17 protein-coding genes are annotated in these 16,025 nt (G+C 59.2%); 13 read left to right on the plus strand and 4 right to left on the minus strand.

Going from position 1 to position 16,025, the window contains the following annotated elements; genetic code table 11:
- Window positions 1–145: 145 nt before the first annotated feature.
- Entirely contained in the window at window positions 146–451 is a 306-nt protein-coding gene (locus AC1DIH_RS19820) for a DUF2288 domain-containing protein (protein ID WP_103315445.1), read from the minus strand.
- A gap of 347 nt (window positions 452–798) precedes the next feature.
- On the opposite strand from AC1DIH_RS19820, the gene AC1DIH_RS19825 reads away from it, so the two are divergent.
- The 9 genes from AC1DIH_RS19825 (at window position 799) to AC1DIH_RS19865 (ending at window position 8,525) form a co-directional block, all read left to right on the plus strand.
- Entirely contained in the window at window positions 799–1,926 is a 1,128-nt protein-coding gene (locus AC1DIH_RS19825) for a branched-chain amino acid ABC transporter substrate-binding protein (protein WP_477772980.1), read from the plus strand.
- Between the two features lie 231 nt (window positions 1,927–2,157).
- Window positions 2,158–3,081, plus strand: a complete 924-nt coding sequence (livH, locus tag AC1DIH_RS19830) for a high-affinity branched-chain amino acid ABC transporter permease LivH (RefSeq protein ID WP_019692183.1) — start codon at window positions 2,158–2,160, stop codon at window positions 3,079–3,081.
- Window positions 3,078–4,334 (plus strand): high-affinity branched-chain amino acid ABC transporter permease LivM, encoded by a 1,257-nt coding sequence (locus AC1DIH_RS19835; RefSeq protein WP_477772981.1) that lies wholly within the window; start codon window positions 3,078–3,080, stop codon window positions 4,332–4,334. The genes livH and AC1DIH_RS19835 overlap by 4 nt, the downstream gene beginning before the upstream one ends.
- Window positions 4,331–5,098: a high-affinity branched-chain amino acid ABC transporter ATP-binding protein LivG gene (gene livG, locus AC1DIH_RS19840; protein ID WP_019692181.1), complete on the plus strand. Its 768-nt coding sequence runs from the start codon at window positions 4,331–4,333 to the stop codon at window positions 5,096–5,098. The genes AC1DIH_RS19835 and livG overlap by 4 nt, the downstream gene beginning before the upstream one ends.
- Window positions 5,099–5,800: an ABC transporter ATP-binding protein gene (locus AC1DIH_RS19845; protein ID WP_477772982.1), complete on the plus strand. Its 702-nt coding sequence runs from the start codon at window positions 5,099–5,101 to the stop codon at window positions 5,798–5,800.
- A gap of 236 nt (window positions 5,801–6,036) precedes the next feature.
- Window positions 6,037–6,345 (plus strand): BufA1 family periplasmic bufferin-type metallophore, encoded by a 309-nt coding sequence (locus AC1DIH_RS19850; RefSeq protein WP_123582497.1) that lies wholly within the window; start codon window positions 6,037–6,039, stop codon window positions 6,343–6,345.
- A gap of 22 nt (window positions 6,346–6,367) precedes the next feature.
- Window positions 6,368–7,261, plus strand: coding sequence for an MNIO family bufferin maturase (gene bufB / locus AC1DIH_RS19855; RefSeq protein ID WP_477772983.1), 894 nt, complete (start codon window positions 6,368–6,370; stop codon window positions 7,259–7,261).
- Window positions 7,258–8,031: an HvfC/BufC family peptide modification chaperone gene (locus AC1DIH_RS19860; protein WP_477772984.1), complete on the plus strand. Its 774-nt coding sequence runs from the start codon at window positions 7,258–7,260 to the stop codon at window positions 8,029–8,031. The genes bufB and AC1DIH_RS19860 overlap by 4 nt, the downstream gene beginning before the upstream one ends.
- Window positions 8,028–8,525 carry a DoxX family protein gene (locus AC1DIH_RS19865; protein ID WP_477772985.1) on the plus strand — a complete coding sequence of 166 codons (498 nt, stop codon included), beginning with the start codon at window positions 8,028–8,030 and terminating at the stop codon, window positions 8,523–8,525. Before AC1DIH_RS19860 ends, AC1DIH_RS19865 begins: the two co-directional genes overlap by 4 nt.
- 139 nt (window positions 8,526–8,664) lie before the next feature.
- Here the strand turns inward: AC1DIH_RS19865 and AC1DIH_RS19870 are convergent, their stop codons facing one another.
- Window positions 8,665–9,573 (minus strand): LysR family transcriptional regulator, encoded by a 909-nt coding sequence (locus tag AC1DIH_RS19870; RefSeq protein ID WP_477772986.1) that lies wholly within the window; start codon window positions 9,571–9,573, stop codon window positions 8,665–8,667.
- A 104-nt stretch (window positions 9,574–9,677) separates the two neighbouring features.
- Between AC1DIH_RS19870 and AC1DIH_RS19875 the strand changes: the two genes are divergently transcribed.
- Complete coding sequence (locus AC1DIH_RS19875; protein ID WP_477772987.1) at window positions 9,678–10,277, plus strand: short chain dehydrogenase; 600 nt, start codon at window positions 9,678–9,680, stop codon at window positions 10,275–10,277.
- 34 nt (window positions 10,278–10,311) lie between these two features.
- Here the strand turns inward: AC1DIH_RS19875 and AC1DIH_RS19880 are convergent, their stop codons facing one another.
- Window positions 10,312–10,680, minus strand: a complete 369-nt coding sequence (locus AC1DIH_RS19880; protein WP_477772988.1) for a hypothetical protein — start codon at window positions 10,678–10,680, stop codon at window positions 10,312–10,314.
- A 177-nt stretch (window positions 10,681–10,857) separates the two neighbouring features.
- Here AC1DIH_RS19880 and AC1DIH_RS19885 point away from each other — a divergent pair, with 177 nt between their 5' ends.
- Window positions 10,858–11,532 carry a COG3650 family protein gene (locus AC1DIH_RS19885; RefSeq protein WP_477772989.1) on the plus strand — a complete coding sequence of 225 codons (675 nt, stop codon included), beginning with the start codon at window positions 10,858–10,860 and terminating at the stop codon, window positions 11,530–11,532.
- A gap of 111 nt (window positions 11,533–11,643) precedes the next feature.
- The gene (locus AC1DIH_RS19890) at window positions 11,644–13,257 is read left to right on the plus strand and encodes an NAD(P)/FAD-dependent oxidoreductase (RefSeq protein ID WP_477772990.1); all 1,614 of its coding nucleotides are present in this window, start codon (window positions 11,644–11,646) and stop codon (window positions 13,255–13,257) included.
- 123 nt (window positions 13,258–13,380) lie between these two features.
- Here the strand turns inward: AC1DIH_RS19890 and AC1DIH_RS19895 are convergent, their stop codons facing one another.
- Window positions 13,381–14,475 carry a PLP-dependent cysteine synthase family protein gene (locus AC1DIH_RS19895; RefSeq protein ID WP_477772991.1) on the minus strand — a complete coding sequence of 365 codons (1,095 nt, stop codon included), beginning with the start codon at window positions 14,473–14,475 and terminating at the stop codon, window positions 13,381–13,383.
- 283 nt (window positions 14,476–14,758) lie between these two features.
- Between AC1DIH_RS19895 and nhaA the strand changes: the two genes are divergently transcribed.
- The gene (gene nhaA, locus AC1DIH_RS19900) at window positions 14,759–15,946 is read left to right on the plus strand and encodes a Na+/H+ antiporter NhaA (RefSeq protein WP_477772992.1); all 1,188 of its coding nucleotides are present in this window, start codon (window positions 14,759–14,761) and stop codon (window positions 15,944–15,946) included.
- The last annotated feature ends 79 nt before the right edge of the window (window positions 15,947–16,025 follow it).

Consider the following 16,025-nt stretch of genomic DNA (forward strand, 5'->3'; position numbering starts at 1 on the left):
CGGCTGCTTATTAAACTGTTCCCGTTACGTTTACGTAACCTTCCCCCCTGCCTGCCTGTGGCATTTCTCTACGGCAACCTGCCATCACGCTACTCGGCTACACACTTTTACCCGAACGCCATCAGCACCAAGTCGGTGCACCACTTCAAGCCTGCGCCCTTTCCTGGATCAGAATCCACGGCGAAACGACCACGGCCCACAACTCTGGATCACGCTCGAAAAGATCCAGCGCCCGCGTTTCAGAGAGCTTGGCGAGTTTGTCGGCGGCCAGCCAGGCAGCCACTTTCTCGCCTTCGTCCTGGGCAACTGCCTCGGCGGCAGCGATCAAATCCAGGTCGGGATCGACCCACAATAGGGCACCCTTGGCGAAGAACGGTTCGAGTTCCTTCCAGGTAATAGATGCAGTTTCACCAAGCAGCTTGGCATAGAGGGTGCTAGGTTCTTGAGTCATGGGCCCTGTCCGGAATTGAAATCGACGCAATCATAACGTCGGCGCTCTGGCAGAAAAACCCGGATGCAATAGAGTCATTGATCGAGAACTGCAGGAAAGCAAGGATAGCCGCTGAATCAGGTTGCTACGCAGCCAAAATCCCGCCGCAATTCTGTCTTTTTCTTTCAAAAATGCGACACCCTCAGGTTTTGCCCCTGAGCGCCAGCTTTCCAAGCGAACAACCGGCGCTCTACACTGTACCGGTACAGTTGCCGGGGGCATTTCCGGGGGATATCCAAGATATCGATCCGGTTCTGTGGCTCAGGCTGCCAGGACTATAAAAACTACAACAGTAAGAGTGGAGCACTATGAATAAGGCTACTAAGCAGATTTCGAAACTGTTTGCCGCTATGGTTCTGGCCGGGGTTGCCAGCCATTCGTTCGCAGCTGACACCATCAAGATCGGCATCGCCGGCCCTAAAACCGGCCCAGTGACCCAGTACGGTGACATGCAGTTCACCGGCGCTAAAATGGCCATCGAGCAGATCAACGCCAAAGGCGGTGTCGACGGCAAGATGCTCGAAGCCAAGGAATACGATGACGCCTGCGACCCTAAACAGGCCGTTGCCGTTGCCAACAAAGTGGTCAACGACGGCGTCAAGTTCGTGGTCGGTCACCTCTGCTCCAGCTCCACTCAGCCAGCGTCCGATATCTACGAAGACGAAGGCGTGATCATGATCACCCCGGCTGCCACCAGCCCGGACATCACTACCCGTGGCTACAAAATGGTGTTCCGCACCATCGGCCTGGACAGCGCCCAAGGCCCTGCCGCCGGTAACTACATCGCCGATCACGTGAAACCGAAGATCGTTGCGGTTCTGCACGACAAACAGCAATACGGTGAAGGCATCGCCACCGCCGTGAAGAAAACCCTCGAAGGCAAAGGCGTCAAGGTTGCCGTGTTCGAAGGCCTGAACGCTGGCGACAAGGACTTCTCCTCGATCATCCAGAAACTCAAGCAAGCCAACGTCGACTTCGTCTACTACGGCGGCTACCACCCGGAACTGGGCCTGATCCTGCGTCAGTCCAAGGAAAAAGGCCTGAACGCCAAGTTCATGGGGCCGGAAGGCGTCGGCAACGACTCCATCTCGCAGATCGCCCAGGACGCTTCCGAAGGCCTGCTGGTGACCCTGCCGAAGTCTTTCGACCAGGATCCGGCCAACAAGGCACTGGTTGACGCATTCGCCGCCAAGAAGCAGGACCCGACCGGTCCGTTCGTGTTCCCGGCCTACTCGGCAGTCGAAGTCATCGCTGAAGGCATCAAGGCAGCGAAGAGCGAAGACACCGCCAAAGTGGCCGCAGCCATTCACGCTGGCACCTTCAAGACCCCGACCGGCGACCTGTCGTTCGACTCGAAGGGCGATCTGAAGAACTTCAAGTTCGTGGTTTACCAGTGGCACTTTGGCAAACCTAAAACCGAAGTTTCGCCTCAGTAAGGCGCTGCCTGACTGACTGCCAATAAAGCCCACGGCGTGCCGTGGGCTTTGTTTTACGAGGTAATGGGCCGTGCCTCCGTGATCCGGAAGCCTCCCCACCTGAAAATCTCAAAACCGTCATCAGCGGTTCGCTGGCAAACCTCACGTTCGAAGTGGATGCAGATCCACGGGGCCTGAGCGGGAAAATGACTCCACCAGTGAAATGCGTATCAGGTTTTTAGGAGCGCAGTAATGCCTGAGATCTATCACTTTTTCCAACAGCTGGTTAATGGTCTGACCATTGGCAGCACGTATGCCCTGATCGCCATCGGCTATACGATGGTTTACGGCATCATTGGAATGATCAACTTCGCCCACGGCGAGGTCTACATGATCGGTTCCTACGTGGCCTTCATCGTCCTTGCCGGACTGGCCATGCTGGGTATCCATTCTCTACCGCTGTTGATGACCGCCGCATTCCTGGCGACCATCGTTGTCACCAGTGCCTACGGCTACAGTATCGAACGGATCGCCTACCGCCCTCTGCGGGGCAGTAACCGCCTGATCCCGCTGATCTCGGCCATCGGCATGTCGATCTTCCTGCAAAACACCGTACTGCTCTCGCAGGACTCCAAGGACAAATCGATCCCCAACCTGATTCCGGGCAGCTTCAGCTTCGGTCCAGGCGGAGCACAGGAAGTGCTGATCTCCTACATGCAGATCCTGGTATTCGTAGTGACCCTGGTGGTGATGCTCTGCCTGACCACGTTCATTTCGCGTTCACGCCTGGGACGTGCCTGCCGGGCCTGCGCCGAAGACATCAGAATGGCCAACCTGCTGGGCATCAACACCAACAACATCATCGCCCTGACCTTCGTCATCGGTGCTGCCCTGGCGGCCGTGGCGGCTGTACTGCTGAGCATGCAGTACGGCGTGATCAACCCGAACGCCGGATTCCTGGTGGGCCTCAAGGCCTTTACCGCGGCGGTGCTGGGCGGCATCGGCAGCATTCCGGGCGCCATGCTCGGTGGCCTGGTGCTGGGGGTGGCCGAAGCATTCGGCGCCGACATATTCGGTGACCAGTACAAGGACGTGGTGGCTTTCGGCCTTCTGGTTCTGGTGTTGTTATTCCGGCCAACCGGCCTGTTGGGCCGTCCGGAGGTTGAGAAAGTATGATCAGGAATCTTAAACAGGCGCTTTTCAGCGCGCTATTGGTTTGGGCCGTGGCGTACCCGGTACTCGGCCTGAAACTGTCCATCGCCGGCATCAACCTCGAAGTACAAGGTGCCACGACCTCCACGCTGATCATCATCGCCGCCTGCTCGGTGCTGATGTTCCTGCGCGTGCTGTTCGACCGCGAATACACGGCGGCCATGCGCTCCGTGCCCAAAGGCAAATTGATCCCGGCCAGTGCGAGCAACTTCCTGACCCTGCCCAGCACCCAGCGCTGGGTCATCATGGGCTTGATCGTCGTCGCGCTGGTCTGGCCGTTCTTCGGTTCGCGCGGTGCGGTGGATATCGCCACGCTGATTCTGATCTATGTGCTGCTAGGCCTGGGCCTGAACATCGTGGTCGGTCTGGCGGGGCTGCTCGACCTGGGCTACGTCGGTTTCTACGCCGTGGGCGCCTACAGCTACGCGCTGCTGTCGCACTACTACGGCCTGAGCTTCTGGATCTGCCTGCCCATTGCCGGCTTGATGGCGGCAACCTTCGGTTTCCTGCTGGGCTTCCCCGTGCTGCGTCTGCGCGGTGACTATCTGGCGATCGTGACCCTGGGCTTCGGTGAGATCATCCGTCTGTTCCTGCGTAACCTGACGGGCCTCACGGGCGGACCGAACGGCATCAGCAACATTCCCAAACCGTCGCTGTTCGGCCTGAGCTTCGAGAGAACGGCCGCCGAAGGCATGCAGACCTTCCACGAGTTCTTCGGCCTGACGTACAACCCGGTCAGCAAGGTGGTTTTCCTCTACCTGGTCGCGCTGTTGCTGGCGCTGTTCGCGCTGTTCGTGATCAACCGTCTGCTGCGCATGCCGATCGGCCGTGCCTGGGAAGCGTTGCGTGAAGACGAAATCGCCTGCCGTGCCCTGGGCCTGAACCCGACCGTGATCAAGCTGTCGGCCTTCACCYTGGGTGCCTGCTTCGCCGGTTTTGCCGGTAGCTTCTTCGCCGCGCGCCAGGGGCTGGTCACACCGGAGTCGTTCACCTTCATCGAGTCGGCCACCATCCTCGCCATCGTGGTGCTGGGCGGCATGGGCTCGCAATTGGGCGTGGTCCTCGCGGCCGTCGTGATGATCCTGTTGCCCGAGCTGATGCGTGATTTCAGCGAATACCGCATGTTGATGTTCGGCGCCTTGATGGTGCTGATGATGATCTGGCGTCCTCAAGGTCTGCTGCCCATGCAACGTCCTCACATGGAGCTGCGTAAATGAGCAGAGAGATCCTGAAAGTAGATGGCCTGAGCATGCGTTTTGGCGGCTTGCTCGCGGTCAATAGCGTTGCCCTGAGCGTGAAAGAGAAACAGGTGGTGTCGATGATCGGCCCTAACGGCGCCGGCAAGACCACCGTGTTCAACTGCCTGACCGGCTTCTACAAGCCCACCGCCGGCACTATCCAGCTCAACGGTGAAGCGATCGAAGGCCTGCCCGGCCACAAGATCGCCGGTAAAGGCGTGGTGCGGACGTTCCAGAACGTGCGGTTGTTCAAGGAAATGACCGCCGTGGAAAACCTGCTGATTGCTCAGCACCGGCACCTGAATACCAACTTCCTGGCCGGTCTGTTCAAGACGCCGGCGTTTCGCCGCAGCGAACGCGAGGCCATGGAATACGCCGAGTTCTGGCTCGACAAGGTCAACCTCAAGGAGTTTGCCAACCGTCCGGCCGGCACCCTGGCGTATGGCCAACAGCGCCGCCTGGAAATCGCCCGTTGCATGATGACCCGTCCAAGCATCCTGATGCTCGACGAACCGGCTGCCGGCCTCAACCCGCGGGAAACCGACGACCTCAAGGCGCTGATCGGCACCCTGCGTGAAGAGCATAACGTCACCGTGCTGCTGATCGAACACGACATGAAACTGGTCATGAGCATTTCCGACCATATCTTCGTGATCAACCAGGGCACGCCTCTGGCCAACGGCACGCCGGAACAGATCCGCGACAATCCTGAAGTGATCAAAGCCTACCTGGGGGAAGCGTAAATGCTGCAGTTCGAAAACGTTTCCACCTTCTACGGCAAGATCCAGGCCCTGCACAGCGTCAACGTCGAAGTCCGTCAGGGCGAGATCGTCACGCTGATCGGTGCCAACGGCGCCGGCAAGTCCACCCTGCTGATGACCCTGTGCGGTTCGCCGCAAGCCCATAGCGGCAGCATTCGCTACATGGGCGAAGAACTGGTCGGCCAGGACTCCGCGCGAATCATGCGTAAAAGCATCGCTGTGGTTCCGGAAGGTCGTCGGGTGTTTGCCCGTCTGACCGTGGAAGAAAACCTCGCCATGGGCGGATTCTTCACCGAAAAGGGCGATTATCAGGAGCAAATGGACAAGGTCCTGGGGTTGTTCCCGCGGCTCAAGGAACGCTTCAGCCAGCGCGGCGGCACCATGTCGGGTGGCGAGCAGCAAATGCTTGCCATCGGCCGGGCGCTGATGAGCAAACCCAAGCTGCTGCTGCTCGACGAGCCGTCGCTGGGTCTGGCGCCGATCATCATCCAGCAGATCTTCGACATCATCGAACAGCTGCGCAAGGATGGTGTGACGGTGTTCCTGGTAGAGCAGAACGCCAACCAGGCGTTGAAAATCGCCGACCGCGCCTATGTGCTGGAAAACGGCCGGGTGGTGATGCAAGGCACCGGTGAAGCCCTGCTGAGCGACCCCAAAGTGCGCGACGCCTACCTGGGCGGCTAAGCACTGCTGCAACAGAAACGGCCTGTGTGGGAGCGAGCTTGCTCGCGATGAGGGGCTGACAGTCAACAGTGATGTTGTCTGACAGTCCGCTATCGCGAGCAGGCTCGCTCCCACATTTTTTTGTGTGAACCGATTATTTTTTTTGTCGTGCTGTAACGAACTCGTATGACCATTCTCTAGAGGGGTAAGCAAGCGCCAACGCTTGCTTGAACCCACCCCTTGTTTGGAGAAACACCATGACTGCTACCACTCGCACCCTGTCCGCCGCCGCCCTCGCCCTGGCCTTGGGTTCCGCCCTGAGCATCGCGGCTCTGCCGACCACTGCCCACGCCGCAGCCACTGACATGGAGAAATGCTTTGGCGTCGCCATGAAAGGCAAGAACGATTGCGCCGCAGGTGCAGGCACTACCTGCGCGGGCACCTCGAAAGTCGACTACGAGAGCAACCACTTCAAGCTGGTACCAAAAGGCACTTGCGAAAAGACTGCCAGCCCGACCTCGCCGACCGGCTTCGGTCAAATGGCCGCCTACAAAGCCAAGTCGTAATCCCTCCTCTGCCTGAGTGTTGATGATGACCACTTCAGCGCTGCACACCGTACATCCTCACACTCAGGCATTGGCGTCCGAGCTCCCGCCCCGCGCGGGGCTGGGGCTCAAGACCGAGCACTTTGGCGCAGTACTCGGTACTCGCCCGGACATCGGCTTCTTCGAAGTCCACGCCGAAAACTACATGGTGGCCGGCGGTCCGTTTCATCATTACCTGGGTTTGATTCGCGAGCAGTATCCGCTGTCGCTGCATGGCGTCGGTCTATCGATTGGCGGCGAAGGTCCGCTGAACTCCGAGCACCTTGCACGGCTCGCCCATCTGATCGAACGCTATCAACCCCAGTCCTTTTCCGAACACCTGGCCTGGTCGAGCCACGGCCCGGTGTTTCTCAATGACCTGCTGCCATTGGCCTATGACCCATCGACACTGCAGCGTGTCTGCGAGCATATCGACCAGGTCCAGCAGCATCTGAAACGTCCCATGCTGCTGGAAAACCCGGCGACTTACTTGCAGTTCCAGCACTCCAGCATGGAAGAAACCAGCTTCATCTCTGAAGTCATCCGCCGCACCGGCTGCGGCTTGCTGCTGGATGTGAACAACATCTACGTCTCCTGCATCAATCATCAGCACGATCCCTTGGCCTACCTCGACGCACTACCGTTGCACGCCGTGGGCGAGATCCATCTGGCCGGATTTGCCGAAGACACTGACAGCCTCGGCGATCGCCTGCTGATCGACGACCACGGCGCCGCCATCGATAACGCCGTGTGGGCGCTGTACACACGTGCTCTTGAGCGCATTGGGCCGGTGGCCACGCTGATTGAACGCGACAATCAGGTGCCTGCGTTTTCCGTGCTGCATGCCGAGGCCCGTCAGGCCGATGAATTGCTGGGTTACACCGGGGTACGTCGATGAACACTCAAGCCGATTTCGCCGCTGCCCTGCTTGATCCTCGACGGCCCTGCCCTGACGGTTTGTTCAGCGCCAACGGCGCTGACCCGGATAGCCGCTTCGCGGTGTACCGCAACAACGTGCAGAGCTCGTTGATCAACGCCTTGGCCGACAGTTATCCGGTGGTTTCGCAGTTGGTCGGAGAAGCGTTTTTTCGGGCCATGGCCCAGTTCTATGTACGGGATTTCCCGCCAACCAGTGCGCTGATCAATGACTACGGCTGTGACTTCGCCAGTTTCATCGAGCACTTTGCGCCGGCCGCTTCAGTGCCGTATCTCGCGGACGTCGCACGCCTGGAACGCTTGCGGGTGATGGCCTATCACGCGGCAGATGCCAACGCCGTCGAGCCTGCGCAGATTGCTGCGGCGTTGGCGGCTCCCGAAGCGCTCGCACAGCTACACATTTATCTGCATCCCTCAACGTTCACGCTGAGTTCGCCGTACGCCACCGTTGCGCTATGGGCCGCCCACCAGGCTGACACACCGCCCCGGAACCTTGAGCCGTATCACCCGCAAAGCGCGCTGGTGCTGCGCAATGGCCTGGAGGTTGAGGTCTTTGCGATTGACGTCGGCACTGCAACCTTCATCCACAGCCTGCAAAACAACCGCCCTTTGGGGCAAGCGGTAGCCGATGCCCTGGACGCCGCCCCGGCGTTTGACCTGAGCCAGTGCCTGGCGCTGCTGATCGGCCATAACGCCATCATCCACCTGCAACACGACAAGGTATCGCCATGACCACCCGCACCGAACACCCGAACGCCATCACCCACCTGATCGAATGGATCATCGGACTGTTCGAGAGGATTCCCCACAGCCTGATCGCCTTCGTTGCACGCTTCTCCATTGCCGCGGTGTTCTGGAAGTCGGGCCAGACCAAGGTCGAGGGACTGGCCATCGATCTGTTCGACGGCACCTTCCAGCTCGGTATTCCGCACCTCGCGGACTCGACCATTCCGTTGTTCCAAAGCGAATACCACGTGCCGCTGCTGTCCCCGGAGCTGGCGGCGCACATGGCGGCCTTCGCCGAGCATTTCTTCCCGATCCTGATTCTCGTCGGCTTCGCTACACGCTTCTCGGCCCTGGCGTTACTGGGAATGACGCTGACCATTCAGACCTTTGTCTACCCGGACGCCTACCCGACTCACGGCACCTGGGCGGCCGTTTTGCTGTACCTGATGGCCAGAGGTCCGGGCGTGCTGTCGATCGATCATCTGATCGCCAAACGCTAAGCCCTTGTAGCAGCTGCCGAAGGCTGCGTTCGAGTGCGAAGCGCTCGTACATCAGGCGACATGATCCTTCAAATAAACTGCATATTCAGGATTTGCGAGGACTTCGTCCTCGGACGCAGCCTCGCCGGCTCGCCAGCTGCTACAGCCGATCCAGTGCTTCGCCGCTGCGCTTGAACCACCTCATCAGGTAATCGGCCAATACTTGTGTGCGCTTGGGTAAGCCGCCCTGATACGGATGCACCAGATACATCGGCATGCTGCGCGTCTGGTAATCGCGCAGCAGCCAGCGCAAACGGCCATCGGCCAATTCAGCCTGGAGCAAGTAAGAAGGCAGGCGCGCAATCCCCGCATGGGCGAGCGCAGCCTTCTTCAGCAGGTTGTAGTGGTTGCTGGCGAACGGCCCCGAGACCCGCACCCGCAACAGTTCATGTTGCTGGTGATACAGCCACTCTTCCCGACCGCTGTAATGGCTGTTGAGCAGGCAACGATGATTGGCCAGGTCTGCCGGCGTCTGCGGCTCACCAAACTGCTCAAGATAAGCCGGGCTGGCGCAGGTCATCTCGTGCCAGGCCAACAGCGGCTTGGCCACCATTCGCTCGTCGTTGGCCACCTCTGAACGAATCGCCAGATCGAACCCGTCCCGCGACAAGTCGCGGTAACTGTTGTTCAGCTCAAGTTCGATCTGCACGTCGGGGTACTCTCGGGAAAACTCCAGCAGCAACCCATCGAAAAAAGTCTCCCCCAACGACACCGGGACCGTTATCCGAATCGGCCCTGCCATATCGTCCTTCAAGCGTGCCAGGGCCTGTCGCGCCCGCTCTACCTGAATCACCAGCGCCTGCGCTTGCGGCAACAACGCCGCACCGGCCGCCGTCAGGCTCAAACGCCGCGTGGTTCGCTGCAACAGCACTACGCTGAAACGTGTTTCCAGCTGACTGATGCGCTTGGACAACTGCCCCTTGCTACACCCCAGTTGCTGCGCTGCCAGCGTGAAACTACCGGCCTCGATCAACACTGCAAACGCCGCCAGATCATCCATTTCGCTCATGGATTGTTTCCATTTGAAAACCAAAGGTTGCTCATTAGCACGCTTATCAATAAAAAAAACCACACTAAACTGAAACCACATTCACCCACTTGAGGATTCGCACGATGAAAATTCTTTTGATTGGAGCCTCCGGCACTGTCGGCTCGGCCATTGACCGGGAACTGTCCCAGCGTCACAAAATCATTCGTATCGGCCGCAAAAGTGGTGACTTCCAGGTCGATATCAGTGACAGCGCCTCGATCCACAAGCTGTTCGAACAGACCGGTAAATTCGATGCGCTGATCTGCGCCGCCGGCAGCGTCAACTTCGTGCCGCTGGCAAACATGACCGAAAAAGACTTCGAACTGGGCTTGCGAGACAAGCTGATGGGCCAGGTCAATCTGCTGTTGATCGGTCGGGATTTCGCCAACGACGGTGCGTCGTTCACCTTCACCACCGGCATTCTCAGCCACGATCCGATTCGTACCGGCAGCTCGGCATCCATGGTCAACGGCGCCCTGGACAGTTTCGTTAAAGCGGCGGCTATCGAATTGCCACGCGGTCTGCGGATAAACGCGGTCAGCCCTAACGTATTGGTTGAAGCCATGGGCAGCTACGCACCGTACTTCCGCGGATTCAAACCGGTCCCAGCCGCCGATGTGGCGCTGGCCTACGCGAAAAGCGTAGAGGGCTTACAGACTGGCCAAACGTATAACGTCGGCTGATGACACCTGTGTGCGGCGCGGTATCAGCGCCGCACTAAGGGGCGGAAAGCTCCAATAGCGTTGGAACAAGCTTGCGGGCTATCTCTCTCGGCACGGATATCATCAGACCCGGTCCTTCGACAACCGATTGAATGGTCGCGGTCGAGATCAGTTGCCCATTGATGAACAGCCTCAAGGGCTGGTGCAGCGCCTGACGAGTCACTTGCGCCAATCGGCCTTGCGCATCCGGGCTGAGCGTGACATGAAGCCCTACTGACTGTGGATTGAGATTGTCTACCGTCCTGAGCTCCAAGCTCATCGCGGTAAAATCAGAGGCAGACGAAAACGCAATTTCTGCCGCTAGACACTGCAACGAAGCTGCCATCCCCAGCGCCACGAAAAACACCTTCCATGCATCCTTCATAAGACCTCCTTCAGTCGAGACAGACCAACAAGATATCCCCAAAACTTTTACCACCGACACCTGATGTGCAGCTGAATGTAACCTGAGCACACATCAGACCCTGAACAAGCCCAACTCATGCCTTGTGATCGCTGCTCATGCTGAGTAACGTGGCGGCACTTGTCTGGAGACCCAACGATGCGTGCTGCCCGTTCCCTGATGTTTGTCGCCCTGCTTCCTGTATTCGCCGGTTGCCAGTTGCTGCAGAGCCAGCCTGAGAAACCGTCCATGGCGGGCCTGACCCGCATGCAGGGCGAACTCAGCATGAACAATGGCAAGCTGATGTTTCAGCCGTGCCAGGAAAACAAGCTGTATGTCGTCAATGACGCCGGCAGCACCAGCATCCTGCAGGAAGCTGCAACACTGGCAGGCCCGCAGCACAAGGTTTTCGCTGACGTGCGCGGCCGGGTTGCCACTGGCAAATCAGCTGATGCGGGTGCCCAGTTCGACGTGCAGCAGCTATACCGCGTCGAGCGTTCGAGCGCGGCCTGTGAAGACCCCAACTTCCAGCGGCTGATCCTGCGTGCCAGCGGCAGCACGCCCGACTGGAACGTCAAGGTCAACACCAAGGGCATGGTGGTCGAGCGCGCCGGCCAGCCAGCGTTGGCCTTGCCGTTTCTGGAAGAACAACTCGGTGACGGGCGTTTCAGCCTCAGCAGCGAAGCCAATGACCAACACGTTGAGCTCTGGATTGCGCCACAACGCTGCGTCGACAGTACCCGTGGCAGCGTTCAATTCATGAGCGCCGAGTTGCGGGTCAACGGCCAGGTACAACGTGGCTGCGCGTATTTCGGCGGCTCGCGTAACGACTGATTCGACAGGATGCTGTTTTAGCCTCACCGGAACGGGCCGTTGAGGCTTATAATCGCCGGTTTGTGAAACGCCTTTGGCGCAGTTGTGCGCCCCCGCGAACCGGACCCCGTCATGTTACGAATCACCGAACTCAAGCTGCCGATCGACCATCCCGAAGAAGACCTGCGGCCTGCCATCGTGCAACGCCTGGGCATCGCCAGTGAAGACCTGCTCGATTTCACCTTGTTCAAGCGCAGCTACGACGCGCGCAAAAAGTCCTCCGAACTGTGCTTCATCTACACCATCGACCTCAGTGTGCGCGATGAGGCGAAGTTGCTGCACACGTTCGCCGATGACCGTAACGTCAATGCGGCGCCGGACATCAGCTACAAGGTCGTTGGCCAGGCTCCGACGGATTTGAACCAACGGCCGATCGTGGTCGGTTTCGGCCCGTGCGGGATTTTCGCCGGGCTGCTGCTGGCGCAGATGGGCTTCAAGCCAATCATTCTTGAGCGCGGCACGGAAGTGCGTCAGCGCACCAAGGACACCTGGGGCCTGTGGCGTAAAAGCGTGCTGAATCCCGAGTCCAACGTGCAATTCGGTGAAGGCGGCGCGGGGACATTCTCTGACGGCAAGCTGTACAGCCAGATCAAGGATCCCAAGCATCACGGCCGCAAAGTCCTGCACGAATTCGTCAAGGCCGGCGCGCCGGAAGAGATCCTCTACGTCAGCAAACCGCACATCGGTACGTTCCGTCTGACGGGCGTCGTCGAAAACATGCGTGAGCAGATTCGCGCGCTGGGCGGTGAAGTACGCTTTCAGCAAAAAGTCACTGACGTGCTGATCGAAGACGGCCAGTTGACCGGTATCGAGCTCGCCAGCGGCGAACAGATCCACTCCAAACACGTGATTCTTGCCCTCGGCCACAGCGCCCGCGACACCTTCCGCATGCTCCACGGCCGTGGCGTGTTCATGGAAGCCAAGCCGTTTTCGGTAGGTTTCCGTATCGAACACCCGCAATCGCTGATCGACAGCGCGCGCCTGGGCAAATACGCCGGTCACCCGAAACTCGGTGCGGCCGACTACAAACTGGTGCACCACGCCAAGAACGGTCGTTCGGTCTACAGCTTCTGCATGTGCCCGGGCGGTACTGTGGTGGCGGCGACGTCCGAGCCGAACCGTGTGGTAACCAACGGCATGAGCCAGTATTCGCGTAACGAACGTAACGCGAACTCCGGGATTGTTGTGGGCATCACCCCGGAAGTCGACTATCCGGGCGGCCCATTGGCCGGGATCGAGTTGCAGGAGCGTCTGGAGTCCCACGCCTTTGTGCTGGGTGGCAGCAACTACGAAGCACCGGCGCAACTGGTCGGCGATTTCATCGCAGGCAAGCCGTCGACGGCGCTGGGCAGCGTCGAACCCTCCTACAAACCCGGGGTTGCGCTGGGCGATCTGGCGCTGGCGTTGCCGGCGTTTGCCATCGACGCCATTCGTGAAGCCTTGCCGGCCTTCGAGAAGCAGATTCGCGGCTACTCGCTGTACGACGCAGTACTGACCGGGATCGAAACCCGCACCTCTTCGCCGCTGCGGATCACCCGCAACGAGTCGATGCAGAGCCTGAACGTCAAAGGCCTGTTCCCGGCCGGGGAAGGCGCCGGTTATGCCGGTGGGATCCTGTCGGCGGGTGTCGACGGGATTCGCATTGCCGAAGCGGTGGCGCGGGATATCCTCGGTATCGAGGCCTGACCAAAACCCTGTGGGAGCGAGCCTGCTCGCGATAGTGGCGGATCAGTCAACATCTCTGTTGAATGTTAATCCGTAATCGCGAGCAGGCTCGCTCCCACAGGAATGTTATGCGTCTGAGCGATCTCAGATGTTTGCGCGCAACACGCTGGTCGGCAGCGGCTCACCGCGCTCGGCACTGGCCGCAACGGCCGCGATCAGGCCACTCAACTCATATCCCTGGGCCTTCAACCAATCCTGATTGTAATAGGTCGTCGCGTAACGTTCGCCGCTATCACACAGAATCGCCACGATCGAGCCACTCTCCCCCGCTGCTACCATCTGCTGCGCCGCCATCAAGGCGCCGATCAGGTTGGTCCCGCTCGAGCCTCCCACATGCCGGCCCAGACGCTGCGCCAAATAATGCATGGCCGCCAGCGACAACGCATCCGGCACCTTGACCATCGCATCGATGACTTTCGGCAAGAACGACGCCTCGACCCGCGGCCGGCCAATGCCTTCGATCCGTGAACCACAATCCAGGCGCAAGCTCGCGTCGCCGGTCTGGTAGTACTCGAAGAACACCGAACGCTCGGCATCGGCGCACAACACACGGGTGCAATGCTGGCGATAACGCACGTAGCGCCCCAAGGTCGCGGTGGTGCCGCCCGTTCCAGGACTGGAAATCAGCCAGCTCGGTTCAGGATGACGTTCGAAACGCATTTGCTGAAAAATCGACTCGGCAATGTTGTTGTTGGCTCGCCAGTCGGTGGCGCGTTCGGCATAGGTGAACTGGTCGATGAAATGACCATCGTGCTCCCGGGCCAGACGCTCGGACTCGGCGTAGATCTGTGTCGGGTCCTGCACCAGATGGCTTTTACCGCCGTAGAAGGCGATTTGCGCGATCTTTTCCTGAGATGTGGTGGCCGGCATCACGGCAATGAACGGCAAGCCGAGCAAGCGCGCGAAATACGCCTCGGAGATCGCCGTCGAACCGCTGGACGCCTCGATCACCGGCGCTCCCGGCTTGAGCCAGCCGTTACACAGCGCATAAAGGAACAGAGAGCGCGCCAACCGATGCTTGAGGCTACCGGTGGGGTGACTGGATTCATCCTTGAAGTACAACTCGATGCCCGGCAATCCCGGCAGTGGCAAAGGGATCAGGTGCGTATCGGCGCTGCGCTGGAAGTCGGCTTCGATGATCCGGATGGCTTCGCGAGCCCACTGACGGTTGTCGCTCATGGTCTTTTTCTCATTGAATCGAATAGGCGTAGGAAAACCTGGCGGTGACAACAGGCAATGGATTGACCTTGTCGAAAGGCTCAATCAACAAGCTTAGGAAAAAACCTGCATAACGCACAGGTACAGCTGAGGCCCAATACGCCAGCCAACTGCTAGGCTCAGGCCGGGTCCGGGCGACATCGTTGTAACGACATATAACAAAAAAGAATATAACTTTTGTTTTAACAACTAACCGTACGGGTTAGGGTGGTCCACCTTTTGAATCGATAGATGGAGAGCGACCTTGCCTCTGCGTAGCACTTTCACGCGTTTCTTTCAGTTGGAAGCTGCCAGCGGTCTGTTATTGATTGCCGCCGCAGCTCTTGCCCTGATCATCAACAACTCACCGCTGTCCTGGCTCTACAACGGCCTGCTGGACACTCCCGTGGTCGCCCAGATCGGCGCCCTGAAAATCGCCAAGCCGCTGTTGTTATGGATCAACGACGGCCTGATGGCGATGTTCTTCCTGTTGATCGGCCTCGAGGTCAAACGCGAAATCCTTGAAGGCCACCTGTCCAAACCGTCGCAGATCGTCCTGCCAGGCGCAGCGGCCATCGGCGGCATGGTCGTGCCGGCGTTGATCTACTGGTTCCTCAACAAGGACAACCCGCCGGCCCTGGGCGGTTGGGCGATCCCGATGGCCACTGATATCGCCTTCGCCCTCGGCGTGCTCGCGTTGTTGGGCAAGCGTGTGCCGGTCTCGCTGAAGCTGTTTTTGATGACCCTGGCGATCATCGATGACCTGGGTGCAATCATCGTCATCGCGATCTTCTACTCCGGCGCATTGTCGACGCTGTCGTTGATGCTGGCCGCTGCCTGTCTGGTGGCGCTGGTGGCGATGAATCGTCTAGGGGTGGTCAAGCTCGGCCCCTACATGATCATTGGCCTGATTCTATGGGTGTGCGTACTCAAGAGCGGTGTCCACGCCACGCTGGCCGGTGTGACCCTGGCGTTCTGCATTCCGCTACGCACCAAAAATGCCGAGCCTTCGCCATTGCTGAGCCTGGAGCACGCGCTGCACCCTTGGGTGGCCTTCGGTATCCTGCCGTTGTTCGCTTTCGCCAATGCCGGTGTTTCACTGGCTGGCGTTAACCTTGAGAGCTTCACCCACCACGTACCAATGGGCATTGCCGCCGGTTTGCTGCTGGGCAAGACCGTCGGTGTCTTCGGCCTGACCTGGCTGGCCGTCAAAATAGGTATTGCGGCGCTCCCCGCTGGCGCCAATTGGGGTCAGGTACTCGGCGTGGCAATCCTCTGCGGCATCGGTTTCACCATGAGCCTGTTCGTTGGCTCCCTGGCCTTTGTGCCTGGCAGCAGCGAATACGCTGGCATGGACCGCATGGGCATTCTCACCGGCTCGATCCTCGCCGCATTGATCGGTTACGCGGTAACCGCAGCGGCCAGTCGCAATAGCATCAATAGAGTGCCCTGAATAACCGGATTTATTTCTGAGTTCACACAGCCAAAGTGTGCTGTAGTGGTCTAACAAAACACTCAGCCAAAAACACAAA

Source organism: Pseudomonas sp. 05N36 (assembly GCF_056397385.1).

Bases quoted from the DNA above. Each gene is read 5' to 3' on its own strand.
- AC1DIH_RS19825 (WP_477772980.1), top strand. From the start codon at position 799: ATGAATAAGGCTACTAAGCAGATTTCGAAACTGTTTGCCGCTATGGTT.
- bufB (WP_477772983.1), top strand. From the start codon at position 6,368: ATGATGACCACTTCAGCGCTGCACACCGTACATCCTCACACTCAGGCA.
- AC1DIH_RS19870 (WP_477772986.1), bottom strand. From the start codon at position 9,573: ATGAGCGAAATGGATGATCTGGCGGCGTTTGCAGTGTTGATCGAGGCC.
- AC1DIH_RS19865 (WP_477772985.1), top strand. From the start codon at position 8,028: ATGACCACCCGCACCGAACACCCGAACGCCATCACCCACCTGATCGAA.
- AC1DIH_RS19895 (WP_477772991.1), bottom strand. From the start codon at position 14,475: ATGAGCGACAACCGTCAGTGGGCTCGCGAAGCCATCCGGATCATCGAA.
- livH (WP_019692183.1), top strand. From the start codon at position 2,158: ATGCCTGAGATCTATCACTTTTTCCAACAGCTGGTTAATGGTCTGACC.
- AC1DIH_RS19860 (WP_477772984.1), top strand. From the start codon at position 7,258: ATGAACACTCAAGCCGATTTCGCCGCTGCCCTGCTTGATCCTCGACGG.
- AC1DIH_RS19850 (WP_123582497.1), top strand. From the start codon at position 6,037: ATGACTGCTACCACTCGCACCCTGTCCGCCGCCGCCCTCGCCCTGGCC.
- livG (WP_019692181.1), top strand. From the start codon at position 4,331: ATGAGCAGAGAGATCCTGAAAGTAGATGGCCTGAGCATGCGTTTTGGC.
- AC1DIH_RS19875 (WP_477772987.1), top strand. From the start codon at position 9,678: ATGAAAATTCTTTTGATTGGAGCCTCCGGCACTGTCGGCTCGGCCATT.
- AC1DIH_RS19880 (WP_477772988.1), bottom strand. From the start codon at position 10,680: ATGAAGGATGCATGGAAGGTGTTTTTCGTGGCGCTGGGGATGGCAGCT.
- AC1DIH_RS19890 (WP_477772990.1), top strand. From the start codon at position 11,644: ATGTTACGAATCACCGAACTCAAGCTGCCGATCGACCATCCCGAAGAA.
- AC1DIH_RS19845 (WP_477772982.1), top strand. From the start codon at position 5,099: ATGCTGCAGTTCGAAAACGTTTCCACCTTCTACGGCAAGATCCAGGCC.
- AC1DIH_RS19820 (WP_103315445.1), bottom strand. From the start codon at position 451: ATGACTCAAGAACCTAGCACCCTCTATGCCAAGCTGCTTGGTGAAACT.
- AC1DIH_RS19885 (WP_477772989.1), top strand. From the start codon at position 10,858: ATGCGTGCTGCCCGTTCCCTGATGTTTGTCGCCCTGCTTCCTGTATTC.